We start from the raw sequence: 13458 nt of genomic DNA, 5'->3' as shown, positions 1-13458 counted from the left end.
TTTTCTAAGTGTTGGTTGTATCTTACGGAAAAATAGAAAGTTGGTAAATGGAGAGAATTTGATTTTTATGGTAGTTTTCGTTTCAAACGTCTAAAATTTTCAGGTGAGTTGTCAGTATGGTTTTTAAAAAATTTACTGAAGTAGGAATTGTCAAAGAAACCTAAAGTCAGAGCAATTTGGTTGATATTCAAATCAGAATGTAGTAATAGTCGTTTGATTTCTAAAATCAGCCTTTCTTGGATGATTGCTTTTGCCGACTTTCCATATTGTTTTTGGCATAGTTGGTTTAGATTTCCAGAAGAAGTTCCAATTTGTTTTGCATAATACGAAGTTGTTTTTTGGTCTTTAAAATGATTTTCTAATAAACGAAAAAAATCCCATAACTTAGAATCGACGGTCACTTTGTCTGTAAAGGATGTATTAAATTCTTTCAGTGATTGTTGCAAAACCAACTGAATCAAAAGATAGATCATAGAAGAATTTGATTTTGAATTTTTTTCGGTGAGTAATCTTTCAAAATCGTTTTTTAACTGTTTTCTTTCTTCTACCACTAGTTTCGAATTTTCATTTCCCAATTGGAAAAAGGGATAGTTTTGAAAGTTTGTGACTTGTCCTCCCTGTTCGGATAAATAGTCAGGATAAATCTTTAAGGCAAAACCTTGCACAGGTTTTGAAAAAGTCCAAGAATGGACTTGGCCCGGCCTTAAAAAGAAAAGACTATTTTTTGTAATCGAATGGGAAGTGAAGTCGATGGAATGGTTCCCTTCTCCTTCTGTAAAAAAGAATAACGCATAATAAGAATGCCTATGGGAACTATCAAAGTCTTGGAATTCATTTGGCAATTCTTCCAAACGACCGGCATAAAAATAGGGATTTTGGGCATCCTCATGTACATCTGTTAAGTGAACCATCGGGATGTTTTTGATTTCGGTTTGTATCTTGGATGGTGAATTTAGAGTTTTCATTTCTTTGTTTGATTAAAGTAACAAGTTACCCGGCAAAATCTAGAGGATTCGAATATAAAAAAATGCGGATAGTGGTATTTTTCCCTTTAGGAAGAATTCTTTGGAATTGAATCGTAAATGGGGCTACGAAAAAAAAATTCAAAAATTTACAAATTAGGATAAAAAAGTTCTTGTAAGATTTTGTGCAACGCACATAATTGTGTTGTGCATTGCACAATTAGTTGAAAACCAGGAGCTAAATTATGGAAAAACAAATCATGGACATTCTTAACGCAGGTATCGGACTTTTCCAATCAGGAAAAGAAGGTCTTGATAAAGCAAAAACTCAGTTGGAAACAACTTACAATGAATTAGTATCCAAAGGTGCTTTGGACAATACGGAAGATTCTGTAAAGATTCGCCAATCCGTTGACAAAATCCTAACAGACATTAAAGAATTCTCTAGTGTTGCTGGAAAAAACTACGACGAAACTCGTTCAAAAATCGTAGAAAACTACAACAAAATTGCTGAAGAAATCAAAGCAAAAATGCCTGAAGGAAAAATTGAATCCGTAAAAGCAAAAATCAATGAAGTTGCGGAATCTATCAAAAAAACAGGTGCTGCAAAAGCATAAGTTTCTTTAAAGAAGAGAGGTCGGGGATTCCGGCCTTTTCTCTTTTCTTTCCCTATTGACAGAGGATCGTTTTTGACTCATCCTGGAACCAATGTTCCGTTTCCATTTATCATTCATTTCTCTCTCTATATTTTGTATTTCTTGTTCATTGGCAGATTTACGCCCTCCCACCTTACAAAAAGAAGGTTTCAATCCTGAATTAAAAAAGAAGGGATTGTCGATCATTACCAATCCCCCTGTAAAAGATCTCACACCAGGTGATTGGAAAGGTTACAAACATATTCAATTTGTTTTAAAAGATGTATGGCATTCTAAGTTCGTTCGATTTTTTACACCTATCAAAGAATCGGAACAAAGACTTCGTGTGTATTTGGATTTTGAAAAAGATGCAATGGAAGTGGAATTTCTTGGTGGTGAAAAAAAAGGTCTGATCCTTGGACTTGTTAAAAAAGACACCTACCAAATTGCTGCTGATACTGGAAAAGTTTTTACTGGTGACGATGAAGTTCGAGTTTATTTAGAATCCCTCCGTTTGTACCTAACACTACCTTGGCGACTCACAGAATATCCTATCATTCAATATGCAGGTTCCAATCAAAAATTAGGCCAAGACTATGAAGTGGTTTATTTCACTTCTGTTCAGGTAAATGCCACTCCCGATACAGACCAATATGTGGGTTACTTTGAAAAAACAAGCGGTGCCTTAGAATGGATGGAGTTTACTTACCGCGAACTGTTTAGTTTTTATAAAGGTGTGATCAAATTCGGATACTATGAACCTTGGAACGACAAACAATACCCCAGAAGGATTAGTATTTTAGATCAGTTTGAAGATGCTGATTTTGTTCATGAAATCCGAATCGAAAAAATGGAAATTCCCAAACAACCTATGGAAGAAGAAGATAAAGTCTTGGAGTTAACAGAATAGCGAAAGGGATCGTAGCGGAAATCCTGCTTGCAGATTGCAGCGGAGAGCCAGGTCCACCACCATTTGGTGGTGGATTCGCCCCAATGATATTTTTAATTTAAAGTAAATCGAATGGGAACAAGCACCTTCACTGTGATGGCTTTTCCCTCTAGGATCGATGGAGAAAATCTTTTTCTGCGGTAAACTTTGACGGCTTCTTCTTCAAGACCACCACCTAACTGTTTTCCTACGGAACGGACACGTAACACTTCGCCAGTATTTCCAATGATCACTTCCAAAGTCATAGTTCCTGTCACACCAAGAGCTTTTGCCTCAGATGTATATTCAGGACGAACGTTAGGTGATAAATCCACTGGGGAAGTAGCTCCCGAAACGATGGGATCAGAAGCACCGGCAATGCGTGGATCTTCTTTTTTTTCTTCTTTTTCTTTGTCAGTAAGATCAAAATCACCATCGGTTGGTTTGGAATCGGTAGATGGTTCTTGGATTTGGACATTGTCGATGAAAGCAACTTCTTCTACAAGGTCATCCAAACTATCGGTTTCCAAATGAGGAGTGAACCAAAAGAGAATGATGATGGCTTGTAAAAAGGCAGAAATGGCGAGACCAGTTTCGATTCTGTATCTATCAATGAACCTATGGATTCTTTCGCGTTTGGATCTTTTTTGTGTAACAACTGTTCCGTTCACGTTACTTTCCTTTTAACCCGCCACCTTGAGTGGTCTTGGTAACGAGAGAAACCTTTAAGGCTCCAATCTCTCGGAGAGTTTCGAATACATTGTCCAACTCTTCATAAGTCAAATCTTGATCTGCATGGATCAAAACTTTTAAGTCAGGTGTAGTGGAAATTTTAGCTCTGATTTCACTCATTGCTTCGTTAAGTTCCATCTTCACTGAATTGAAATAGACAGTTCTTTTTTCATCAGCAGTTAGATAAAGATTGGCTATCTTTTTGTTTAACTGTTCTCCACCAGGAACATCTGGTAAATTGATGGGAAGGTCTGGATCCGAATCTAGTACGGAGGTTACCATAAAGAACACGAGGAGTAAGAAGGCAATGTCTGCCATCGAACTTACGGGAACTGAAGGTGCGACTCTCTTTCTGCGTAACATATTATTTCTTCTTTCTCACTGAGATTTTTTCAAATCCACGAAGTTGAACTGCTGATAAAGCATCCAACATCTTTGCATATTTGGTATCACCGGTTGTAACAATGAGTGCTAGTTTGTTTTTAAGATCCGGGATTTCCATTTGGTTTAGGTCATCACGAAATTCTTTTAAACTAGAATATTCTTTGGTTCCGAATGCTGGGTTACGCATTTTGTATCTGTCTTGTGTTACCAAAATTTCAAATACATTCTTACGTAAAAAAGGCTGAGGTTCGGATTGTTTGCGAGGAAGAGAAATGTTAAGTCCTTCCTTTACAAAGAATACAGCAGTTACCATAAAAAATACCAAGAGTAAAAAGGCAATATCCGACATGGATGCTGCCGATATCTCCTCTAGTTCTTGTTTTTTCTTTAACTTAATCATGGTTAGTTAGTTTCCGTTACTTACGCTCTTTTACCGGCTTTCAGTTTTAAGTATTCTTTATAGATTTTGTTTGCAGCTTCTTCTACTTCGGAAGTAAAGAATGCAACTCGGCCTTGTAAGTATTGGTAGAATGTCATTGCAGGAATCGCAACGATTAGACCAGCCGCAGTTGTGATCAGCGCTTCTTTGATACCACCAGCAACCACTTTTGCGTTGACTTGGTCAGCGTTTGCAATTGCATCAAATGCGTTGATCATACCAGATACAGTTCCAAGAAATCCAACGAGTGGAGCAATGGTGGATACTGCAGAAAGAACTGTAAGACCTTTCTCGAGAAGAGTCATCACTTCACCAGCTTCTCTTTCGATACCAGATGCAAAAATCTCTGGATCGTTTTGAGAAACTTCCATACCATTTTTTAATACGTCAGTGATTTTTTGGCCTTCGTTTGCTTTTAAGAATTCATCAATTCCATTCATTCCAGAAGCATCAATGGCATCTTGTAAATCTTGGTTGTATCCTTTTCTGATTAGTTTTGCTGTGAAGAAAAAGTACATTCTTTCTAAGATCACACCAAATCCAACGATAGAAGAAAGGAGTAGTGGCCACATAGACCATCCACCAGTCACAAACAATTTAACGAGTCCGATTTCAGATTCTTGTTGTGGTGCTTCTGCAGGAGCTTCGGCTACGGGAGCTGGAGTTTCTGTTGGTGCTTCTGTGGTTTGTGTGGATTCAGTGGTTGGTGCCGCAGGTGTTGCCTGTGCTTCGATTTTTCCTGCAAGAGTAAAGATTGTGATAAGTAAGGTCACAAAAGACAAAGCGATTTTCTTCTTTGTCAGGTTACATGAAAAGTTCATGAATGTCTCCATATCTAATTGATATGTTTCAAATCTAGAATATCCTTGTTACATTTAGATTACAGGGCAATGACAAAGAAGGAAATTAGAGGGAGGAGAAGATCTCTTTCAGTTTGGGAATGCCTTCTAAAAACAAAGCAGGACCTGGTTGTAATATAATGCTTGGGTCTAGCTCAAAGATTTTATTGGATTTGATAAAGTTTGTGGATAACCATTCGGGTTTGTTCCGCACCCAGTCCCAGTCCATTGCCTTCCCACACCAAGAACCGATATAGACATCGGGATTGGCCTCTTTCACATCGTCTGCGGTAATGATTCGGTCTTTGGCTAGTTTTTTGTCTTTTAAGTGGGAAAAACAATCTTCGCCACCCGCCAGTGTGATGGCTTCGCTTACCCATTGGATTCCTGTAATGATAGGTTCATCCCATTCCTGGAAAAAAACTTTTGGTTTATTGGATTTGGATTCGTTTTCTTTTTTCCAAGAAACCATTGCGTTTTGCCATTCTAAGAGGAGTGAATTGGCTTTTTCGGTCTGACCCACAAGGTTTCCTAAGATTTGCATATTGGATAAGATTTCTGGGATAGACCTTTGGTTAAAGATAAGAACATTTAACCCTCGTTCAATGAGGTCTTTGGCAAGTTGGCTTTGGATGTCAGAAAATCCGATGACGAGGTCAGGTTCGAGAGCCGTGATCTTTTTTAAGTTCCCACTGATAAAGGCAGAGACTTTGGTTTTTTCTTCTTTGGCACGGGCCGGTCTTTCCGTATAAACAGAGATTCCAACAATTCGTTTTTCTTCTCCCAAAAGATACAACATCTCTGTGGGTTCTTCTGTAAGACAAATGATTCTTTCTGGACCCATACTTTATGTTTCCAAAAAACGAGCCAGGTCAGTTTGAGATCCAAACAGAACAATGATATCATCTTCTTTGAGGATGGTATTTCCATGTGGGATTCCTAAGATTTTTTCTGATTTAGAATCGGATGCTCGTTTGGTTTCTTTATTGATCGTAGGACGTTTGATGGTGATTACATTGATATTGTATTTATGACGTAAGTCTGCATCGGCGATGGTATGATTGATATAACGTTTGGGAACCGCGACTTCCACCACACTGTATTCTTCAGAGAGTAAAAAACTAGAACGCATTCCAGAAAAAGATAATGTTTCTGCCATACTCCTTGCGGCTTTTTCTTCAGGATTAAACAAATCTTTGATTCCCAGAAGTTCTAAAACTTTCATTTGCAGTTCCGTTTGGTAACGAGCGTAAATATTTTTAACACCACATTTTTTTAAACTATCCGCACAAATGATGGATGTTTCAAAATCATCGGCAAGGGCAATGACTGCATAATCTACATCGATAATTCCTTGAGAACGTAATGCGTGTTCGTCGGTTGCATCCAAGGTAACCGCAATCGTAACATAATCTTTTATAGAATCAATGACCATTGGATCTTTATCAATCGCAATGACTTCATGACCATCATCAAAAAGATATCGCACAAATAACTTTCCAAAACTTCCAATGCCGATGACAGCTATTTTTTTTCTTTGCATACCAAACTTTAACCTACAACCACATATTCTTTTGGATATTCATACGAGATACGATCTACTTTTTTAGAGACAGCCACAAGCAAAGTTAAAATTCCCACTCTACCTACAAACATAACCGTACAAATGATGATTTTACCGTAATCACTCAAATGGGGAGTTAGGCCACGAGTAAGACCTACCGTTCCAAAAGCTGAAACTACTTCATAACATAAATCGATAAAGTTAGCATTTTCAGTGAGTAATAAACAAAAAATGGCCACAAATATCACAAATAAGGAAAGTACAATGGTGGCGCTGGCTCTTGCAATAGAAGAGTTAGCAATCGTTCGGTGGTCTATTTCCATTCTATCTTTCCCACGAATTTCATTGGTTATGTTTAATAAGGAGATGGCAAAAGTTGTGGTTTTGATTCCACCTCCTGTAGATACAGGAGAGGCTCCCACCCACATCAAAAAAAATGAAATAAAAGTGATAGGAAATCCCATTTGGCCTAAATCTAAAGTATTAAATCCAGCGGTCCTTGTAGTGACTGAATAAAACAAAGAATGAAAGATCTGTTCGTAAGTAGTTAGGCCTTTTAAACTATTATTTTGTTCTAGAAAATAATATGACAGCCAACCGAATAACAGAAGACAGCCGGTCGTCCAAAATACTAATTTAGAGGTCACAGACCATCGAAACTTAAAATCAAAAGGATTGGAAAGTTTGGTTCGGATTTGAAACAAAACAGGAAATCCCAGACCTCCAAGAACTATCAGAAACATAATCACTGATAAAAAACCTTCGGATCTTTGGAAAGCTTCTGTCGTGAGTCCATTCGGTAACAAACTAAAACCTGCGTTACAAAAAGCAGAAATGGAATGAAAGATGGAATAATAAATTTTTTCGGAGAGAGCGATCGGAAAGTTCTCTGGGAAACTATAAAATAATAAGATCGCACCAATGGATTCAATGACAAGAGTTTGGAGCGTAATTTGTTTTAAAATTTCTTTGGCACGACCCATTGTTTCTTCAGAAAGGAGGTCTTTGATCATCATCGAATCACTGACAGAAACTTTTCCTGCAAGGAAGATCGAAAAAAAACTAGTTAAGGTCATAAGTCCCAGTCCACCTACTTGGATGAGCAGTAATACAATCAATTGACCTGTCAAAGTAAAACTCGAACTGATATCGACAGTGGAAAGTCCTGTCACACAGGTGGCGCTAATCGTTGTGAATACTAAATCAATGGAAGGAACAGTTCCATTGGTTGACTTTGGAAAATGTAAAAAACAAACTCCGAGTAAAATGATAAATGCAAAAGAAGATACAAATACGATGGAAGGATTTAATTTTCGGGATTCATGGTTTCTGGAAAGCCGATAGAAATGGGCTAAATTGGAAAACAAAAACAAAATTTGGTTGGCTGATAAAAAGATAAGTGTAGTATCATCCCCAGAAATATGATAGGACTTCAAAATCGAAACTATATTTTTTTCATATATAAATTCAAGTCCTAACATCAGTAAAATGATCAGTTCTATTTTGTGAATGGAAACATATTCTTTCCAACGTTTGTTTGTAAAAATTAAATGAACAGATTCATAGAAAATAAAAAAAGATACTAAAGTTCGAATCGATAGAGTCACATACTCTTTCCAACTTTCTGGATAATAAAATCCAAAATCAAAAATTAAAATGGTAACTGACAAAAATCCAAAAAGAATATAGAAAGTTCTTCCCATCCAACGGAAGTGTTCTATATAAAACTTTCGAATTTCGAATCTTTGGATTTGTAAATAAAGAAAAAATCGTGTTAGAAAAACGAAGTATCGTTTGAGTTTCAAGGGAAAACGTCAGCCACTTGTTTTTTCTTTTCTCGGTGTTCTTCCAATCTTTGTCTATCTGCATAAACATTGGCACTGGAAAGACCAGTTGATCCGCCAATCATGACGATACTTCCTGCAATTGTTTTTTCAATGGCAAAAGCAGAAGCAACAGCCGCAGAGGCACCTAAGGCAAACGGCAAAGTTAAAAAGAAAATAATATAGGCCCTTCGGAATTTTGTTTCTTCGTAGACTGCATCTTCATCAAACTCTTCTTTTTGTTTTTTCTTTAACTCTTGTTTAACTCTACTTTTTTGTAATTGGTTTTGTAATGCTTGTTCGTTGATTTCGCCTGTGAGTGGGTTGATCGGTAGACTTTGTGAACCTGTAAGGTTATACGGATTGGCAGAATTTTGGCTGGAGTTCGATGTAGTTCTTGAATTGAGAAGAGCTCCTGCTCCTGGAATCGAATCAATGCCAGTGTATTGGGTTCTTACATTTTTCGGAGTGGCGAGGGCAGGTGTTTCAAATTTGGGAGGGATGGTTACATCCGGTAAAATATTGGATTCGGGATCTGATTTTGGGAGATTTCTTAGATCGTAGTTATTTGTGTCATAAAATCCTTCTTTGGTTTGACCAAAAAGAGGTCCCATTGCCAAAGAAAAGACAATTATGGGCACAAAAACTTGGGAAAATATCCGCATACTTTCCAGTTTACCTAATCTCTGTCAGGGTCAATCCAATTCACGCCCGGAAAGTTTGGTGGATCTGTAAGAAAAAGACTTTTCCCGGATGGATTCCAATTCTTTTTCAGTGACCCCTGCCGTATGAGCATGACCATATTCCTCAGGCATTGTCGTTCCAAATAAACCTGGGTCATCCGAACCGATGGTGATTTTGACATCGTTTTGGAGAAATCTTGTGATAGGATGATCGATATGCGATTCTAACATTCCAATGTATAAATTAGAAGAGGGACAACATTCGATCACGGCCTCTGTTTGTGATATTTTTGACATAACAAAGTTTTGGAAAGTGTGAAGGTATTGGGACTGTGTTGCATCAAACGGAATTTCTAATAGTTCAGAATCTGGTTTGGTTTTTAATTCCTTTCGTTTGAGTTCGAGTTCTTCTTTGGAATAAAATGGACCAAAACTTGTAATCTCTTCATAAGATTCCAACTCACATTCAATTTGGTCTTTGGCTTCCGATACAAGTTCAGTCCTTTCCTCTCCTAAAAAATAATCGGAATCAACACCAAGTGCCAATGCATGTCCCAACCGATGGGCACCATTCAACGCAGATTCCAAAACCCAACGGGCAGCTGAGAAAGGAGTTTTATCTCTAAAACTTTCGCCCACATGGTAAAGGATCGATAAAGCAGTGTTAGGTTCTGCTTTGTTGTCTTTAATGACTGATTCAAAAAAAGATTTTTTATCTTTCGGGGGATGACCTTCTTCGATATGACAGAAATCGATTCCTACAAGTCCGTCTCGAATGACAGAATCTTTTTCCATCCAGTTTTTCATCCAATCATAATGTCTTTCAAAATTGGTATCTCTATGTAAAGACATTACAAGTTTTGATTGAATGGTTTTTCCTTCTTTTTTTGCAGAAGTTTCCCCTTTAGAGAGTCCTTCCAAACAAGCCATTAGTTTGCTATAAAAACTTTCTTTTGGTTCTTCTTTACCAAACATCAAACGATATTCGGCATAACTGATGTCTTCCAAACTATTTGATAAAACCACATCATGAGTCACTTCGGTAATTTCTCTTTCATCAAACTTTACAAGTGCGATGATGAGATTAAACTTTGATTGGAAATGTAAAAAGGGAGCTTTTTCGCGAAAGTGATAAAGTTTAGAAAAATCTTTTATGTCTGCATAATCTTCAAAAAAAGTAGAAGGTCGAATTTTTAATCCATATGCTTTTTCATAAGAATCTAAATAGAGATGCCATCTAGGCTCTGGGTTATTTTTACCAATTCGGTACAAAGTTTCAGGGGGTAAACATCCATAAAGGTGGTTGTGTAGATCGCAATACATATAAGAATGACAAAACTATGCTTCACAAAATTAGACGCATCTTGAAGCCAACTCGATTGAATCAGAAAATTCTTGGATTAGCAATCCCAGTTTTTTTTGGAATGATCAGTTATACAGCCATTATGGTGGCAGACACTGCTATGGTAGGGAAATTGGGAGAGATTCCTCTTGCTGCTGTGGGATTTGGGGGAATGGTTTATTTTTCCATATTCGCCTTTCTTATGGGTGGATCTATGGCTGTTCAAATCATCGTAGCACGCAGATTTGGCGAAAAAAATGAAAGAGGAGTCGGAATTACCTTAGTTAATTCTGTTTATTTGTCCTTAATTTTAGGATCTCTTTTATCCTATTTCGGATTTCTTTATGCCCCGCATTTTATGGGTTGGATTGGTGATGATCCGCAAGTGATCGAAGTGGCAGGCGTTTATCTTTCTTATCGATTTATTGGTACAGTTCTCTTTTTCGTTGGTTTCGCCTTACGCGGATTTTTTGATGGAATTGGAATTGTGCAAGTGGGTATGATTTCTTCCATTTTAGCGGCTGTCACAAATATCTTTTTTAATTGGTTACTCATTTTTGGAAACTGGGGTTTCCCAGCATGGGGAGTGAAGGGCGCGGCCATTGCCTCGAGTTTATCTTCCATTCCATCTCTACTAATTGTGGTGTTTTATTTTTTCCGTAAAGATGTAATCAAGTTCTTTCGGTATCAAATCTTTGCTCCTAGTTTTGAAATCATTAAAGAACTTTGTATGGTTGGATTTGCTCCCGCTGTGGAAGGAACACTCGTTAACTTTGCCTTTTCTGGATTTTATAAAATTGCAGGCATGATTAGCACAACCACTCTTGCCTCGGCTAGCGTTGTATTAACATGCCTTAGTTTGTCTTTTATGCCTGGTTTCTCTTTTGGCATTGCGGCCACTACCATTCTCGGTCAATCAATGGGACAAGGAAAACTGCGATTGGCTTATGAAGGAACCATGCGTTCGGCAACTTTCTCAGCGATTGTGATGGGAAGTATGGGACTCTTTTTTATCATCGGAGGACCTTGGCTCATTGGACTTTTTACAGATGTTCCTGCAGTTGCCAAGGTTGCTTATCCTGCTCTTTGTATCGTGGCACTCATCCAAGTAGGAGATGCCTATCATATGGTAATTGGTTCTGCACTTCGAAGTGCAGGGATGATGTACTATGTGATGTTTGTTTACCTCATTGTATCTTTCATCATCATGTTGCCATTGGCTTATTTATTCGGGATAGTCCTAGCGTGGGGCAATTACGGAATCTGGACTGCGTTTTTTATTTGGATTTTACTCATGGCAGTGATTTTTGTCAGAAAATTTCGTAAGAAGGAGTGGGTGAACATACGAATTTAATAGAACGAGGGGAAAATGAAAAGAACAGAGATTGAACGACAGGCAATACAAAGTTTCTTAAAGTCTGTGGATTTGTTCAAAAAACTTCCCCCCGCTGTTCTATTAAGACTGGCAAACAATGTCCAAGAAAAATTAATCCGAAGCCATGAAGCTCTCTATTATAAAGGAGAGTCTTCGGAATCGATTTACATTGTCAGATACGGTGAAATCCTTCTCGAAAATGTTGCGGGTCAAAGCCATGTTTATGTGGGTTCCGGCCAAGTGTTGGCAGAGAACTCACTCATCTCTAGTTCCAACCACTCCACTTCTGCCATCGCTGTTATTGATTCCCTTGTTTATGTATTGAATGGTAAATTGTTTTTACAATTGGCGTCTCAAGAAAAGGTTTTTGCACAAAACATAATTCAAATGATGGGCTCGCGGATGCGAGAAAATTTAGATCGTTCTAGCCATAAAGATACATTTCCCGGCTTACGAAGATTATGTGTTCATCTTCCTTTAGAGCCCGAATATCATTTTGGTGAAAAAGTAAAATCCTTTTTAGACGAATATGGTGAGGTTACCAAAAAGTTATCTTCTGCCATTCCCATTTCCACTTTTAAGGGAATGGATCCCACAAAAATTTCAGAGTATTTAACCAATCTTAGAAGTAAAACTCCCTTACTTCATATTTATTTTGATGAATCCACTTCCAGAATGGATTTACATTATCTTGTCGTGCAATCTGACTTCATAGTTTTTTGGGAAGAAGAACCTGAAAAGTTTTACAAAGAAAAAGAGGAAATCATAGGTTTTTGGAAAACACGTATCAGAAACTTTGAAGGCCGTGCCATTCGTATGATGGAAAACGGTGTTCGTAAAAGTTATCTACCGCAAGACCAATCACTCAAAACCTTTTATCAAAAAGATACATTAGCAAGATATCTCGTCGCAAAAACAAGAGGTTTGGCGTTAGGTGGTGGCGGTGCCAGAGCCCTCGCACATGTCGGGTTGTTAAAAGTTTTGCATAGAGAAGGAATTCATTTTGATTTTGTATCTGGTGCTTCGATGGGAGCCGTGATTGCAGCCTTATATGCTAGAAAAAATTCTCCCGAAGAAATTGAAGAGATGATTAAAAATTTCTTCGGTGGATTAGAAAGTGCCTTTGATCCCACGATCCCAGTTGTTGCCTTTTTTAAGGGAAAACGAATGAAACGTATGTTAAAGAAAGGTTTTGGTGACCAACGTATTGAAGAATTGCCACTCCCTTTTGCTACTTCCGCTGTGGATTTACAAACAGGCAAAGAACATATCTTTGACCAAGGTCCTATTACAGAAGCTCTCACCAGTGCGATGAGTTTGCCTGGTGCCTTTCCTCCTTACCGACTCGGTGAAAAACTTTTAGTGGATGGAGGAATGATCAATAACGTTCCCGAAAATCTCATTCGTTCTAAAGGCGCAGATGTAGTGATGGGAATCAACGTTTCTCCTTTGCAAGAAATTGTTCCTGTCAAACTTTTCGAAGACAGAAACACAACAGAAAAAGGATTCTTTCGTTATATTTGGGATACTTTAAAATACCCACCCATCTTACAGATTATGACAAGAACCATTACTTTGGAAGGAAGAGAGATCACTCGTCTCAAACGACCTAAAATGGATCTTTTTGTACATTTTCATTTGGAAGAATTCCAGTTATTTGATTTTGCTCGTTACCAAGAAATCATTGATAAGGGCCAAGCAGAAGCGGAAGCAAACTTGGCTGAGATCAAACAATTGTTTTCTTAAGCATCG

14 protein-coding genes are annotated in these 13458 nt (G+C 37.8%); 4 read left to right on the top strand and 10 right to left on the bottom strand.

Annotated elements, in window-relative coordinates; translation table 11 throughout:
- Positions 1–65 precede the first annotated feature (65 nt).
- Positions 66–965, bottom strand: a complete 900-nt coding sequence (locus tag EHQ31_RS17500; protein ID WP_135572456.1) for an AraC family transcriptional regulator — start codon at positions 963–965, stop codon at positions 66–68.
- A gap of 242 nt (positions 966–1207) precedes the next feature.
- On the opposite strand from EHQ31_RS17500, the gene EHQ31_RS17495 reads away from it, so the two are divergent.
- A complete protein-coding gene (locus EHQ31_RS17495; protein ID WP_135572454.1) occupies positions 1208–1579 on the top strand; it encodes a phasin-related domain-containing protein in 372 nt (123 codons plus the stop codon).
- Positions 1580–1670: 91 nt separating this feature from the next.
- The gene (locus tag EHQ31_RS17490) at positions 1671–2507 is read left to right on the top strand and encodes an LBF_0142 family lipoprotein (protein ID WP_135572452.1); all 837 of its coding nucleotides are present in this window, start codon (positions 1671–1673) and stop codon (positions 2505–2507) included.
- A 92-nt stretch (positions 2508–2599) separates the two neighbouring features.
- On the opposite strand, the gene EHQ31_RS17485 is transcribed toward EHQ31_RS17490, so the two are convergent.
- From EHQ31_RS17485 to EHQ31_RS17445, 9 genes are all read right to left on the bottom strand, one after another.
- A complete protein-coding gene (locus tag EHQ31_RS17485) occupies positions 2600–3196 on the bottom strand; it encodes an energy transducer TonB (RefSeq protein ID WP_135572450.1) in 597 nt (198 codons plus the stop codon).
- A gap of 1 nt (position 3197) precedes the next feature.
- On the bottom strand, positions 3198–3620 hold the full coding sequence (locus EHQ31_RS17480) for an ExbD/TolR family protein (protein WP_015677138.1): 423 nt from the start codon (positions 3618–3620) through the stop codon (positions 3198–3200).
- Position 3621: 1 nt separating this feature from the next.
- The gene (locus EHQ31_RS17475; RefSeq protein ID WP_135572448.1) at positions 3622–4041 is read right to left on the bottom strand and encodes an ExbD/TolR family protein; all 420 of its coding nucleotides are present in this window, start codon (positions 4039–4041) and stop codon (positions 3622–3624) included.
- A gap of 20 nt (positions 4042–4061) precedes the next feature.
- Positions 4062–4901: a MotA/TolQ/ExbB proton channel family protein gene (locus tag EHQ31_RS17470; protein ID WP_135572446.1), complete on the bottom strand. Its 840-nt coding sequence runs from the start codon at positions 4899–4901 to the stop codon at positions 4062–4064.
- An 85-nt stretch (positions 4902–4986) separates the two neighbouring features.
- Positions 4987–5763 (bottom strand): cobalamin-binding protein, encoded by a 777-nt coding sequence (locus tag EHQ31_RS17465; protein WP_135572444.1) that lies wholly within the window; start codon positions 5761–5763, stop codon positions 4987–4989.
- A 3-nt stretch (positions 5764–5766) separates the two neighbouring features.
- Positions 5767–6462, bottom strand: a complete 696-nt coding sequence (locus EHQ31_RS17460; RefSeq protein ID WP_135572442.1) for a potassium channel family protein — start codon at positions 6460–6462, stop codon at positions 5767–5769.
- Positions 6463–6470: 8 nt separating this feature from the next.
- Positions 6471–8288 carry a TrkH family potassium uptake protein gene (locus EHQ31_RS17455; protein WP_135572440.1) on the bottom strand — a complete coding sequence of 606 codons (1818 nt, stop codon included), beginning with the start codon at positions 8286–8288 and terminating at the stop codon, positions 6471–6473.
- Complete coding sequence (locus EHQ31_RS17450) at positions 8285–8971, bottom strand: hypothetical protein (RefSeq protein WP_135572438.1); 687 nt, start codon at positions 8969–8971, stop codon at positions 8285–8287. The genes EHQ31_RS17455 and EHQ31_RS17450 overlap by 4 nt, the downstream gene beginning before the upstream one ends.
- 30 nt (positions 8972–9001) lie before the next feature.
- Positions 9002–10312 carry an amidohydrolase family protein gene (locus tag EHQ31_RS17445; RefSeq protein WP_135572436.1) on the bottom strand — a complete coding sequence of 437 codons (1311 nt, stop codon included), beginning with the start codon at positions 10310–10312 and terminating at the stop codon, positions 9002–9004.
- Between the two features lie 56 nt (positions 10313–10368).
- Here EHQ31_RS17445 and EHQ31_RS17440 point away from each other — a divergent pair, with 56 nt between their 5' ends.
- Both EHQ31_RS17440 and EHQ31_RS17435 read left to right on the top strand, forming a co-directional pair.
- The gene (locus EHQ31_RS17440; RefSeq protein ID WP_244247461.1) at positions 10369–11685 is read left to right on the top strand and encodes an MATE family efflux transporter; all 1317 of its coding nucleotides are present in this window, start codon (positions 10369–10371) and stop codon (positions 11683–11685) included.
- 15 nt (positions 11686–11700) lie between these two features.
- Positions 11701–13452, top strand: coding sequence for a patatin-like phospholipase family protein (locus EHQ31_RS17435; protein WP_135572432.1), 1752 nt, complete (start codon positions 11701–11703; stop codon positions 13450–13452).
- Positions 13453–13458 lie beyond the last annotated feature (6 nt).

Origin of the sequence: Leptospira montravelensis (assembly GCF_004770045.1) — a bacterium.
Taxonomy (GTDB): Bacteria; Spirochaetota; Leptospiria; order Leptospirales; family Leptospiraceae; genus Leptospira_A; species Leptospira_A montravelensis.
Note: the sequence above shows the minus strand (reverse complement) of the source record. Positions and strands in the feature narration are given on the sequence as shown.

Bases quoted from the DNA above. Each gene is read 5' to 3' on its own strand.
- EHQ31_RS17435 (WP_135572432.1), top strand. From the start codon at position 11,701: ATGAAAAGAACAGAGATTGAACGACAGGCAATACAAAGTTTCTTAAAG.
- EHQ31_RS17490 (WP_135572452.1), top strand. From the start codon at position 1,671: ATGTTCCGTTTCCATTTATCATTCATTTCTCTCTCTATATTTTGTATT.
- EHQ31_RS17475 (WP_135572448.1), bottom strand. From the start codon at position 4,041: ATGATTAAGTTAAAGAAAAAACAAGAACTAGAGGAGATATCGGCAGCA.
- EHQ31_RS17460 (WP_135572442.1), bottom strand. From the start codon at position 6,462: ATGCAAAGAAAAAAAATAGCTGTCATCGGCATTGGAAGTTTTGGAAAG.
- EHQ31_RS17480 (WP_015677138.1), bottom strand. From the start codon at position 3,620: ATGTTACGCAGAAAGAGAGTCGCACCTTCAGTTCCCGTAAGTTCGATG.
- EHQ31_RS17470 (WP_135572446.1), bottom strand. From the start codon at position 4,901: ATGAACTTTTCATGTAACCTGACAAAGAAGAAAATCGCTTTGTCTTTT.
- EHQ31_RS17465 (WP_135572444.1), bottom strand. From the start codon at position 5,763: ATGGGTCCAGAAAGAATCATTTGTCTTACAGAAGAACCCACAGAGATG.
- EHQ31_RS17495 (WP_135572454.1), top strand. From the start codon at position 1,208: ATGGAAAAACAAATCATGGACATTCTTAACGCAGGTATCGGACTTTTC.
- EHQ31_RS17450 (WP_135572438.1), bottom strand. From the start codon at position 8,971: ATGCGGATATTTTCCCAAGTTTTTGTGCCCATAATTGTCTTTTCTTTG.
- EHQ31_RS17445 (WP_135572436.1), bottom strand. From the start codon at position 10,312: ATGTATTGCGATCTACACAACCACCTTTATGGATGTTTACCCCCTGAA.
- EHQ31_RS17500 (WP_135572456.1), bottom strand. From the start codon at position 965: ATGAAAACTCTAAATTCACCATCCAAGATACAAACCGAAATCAAAAAC.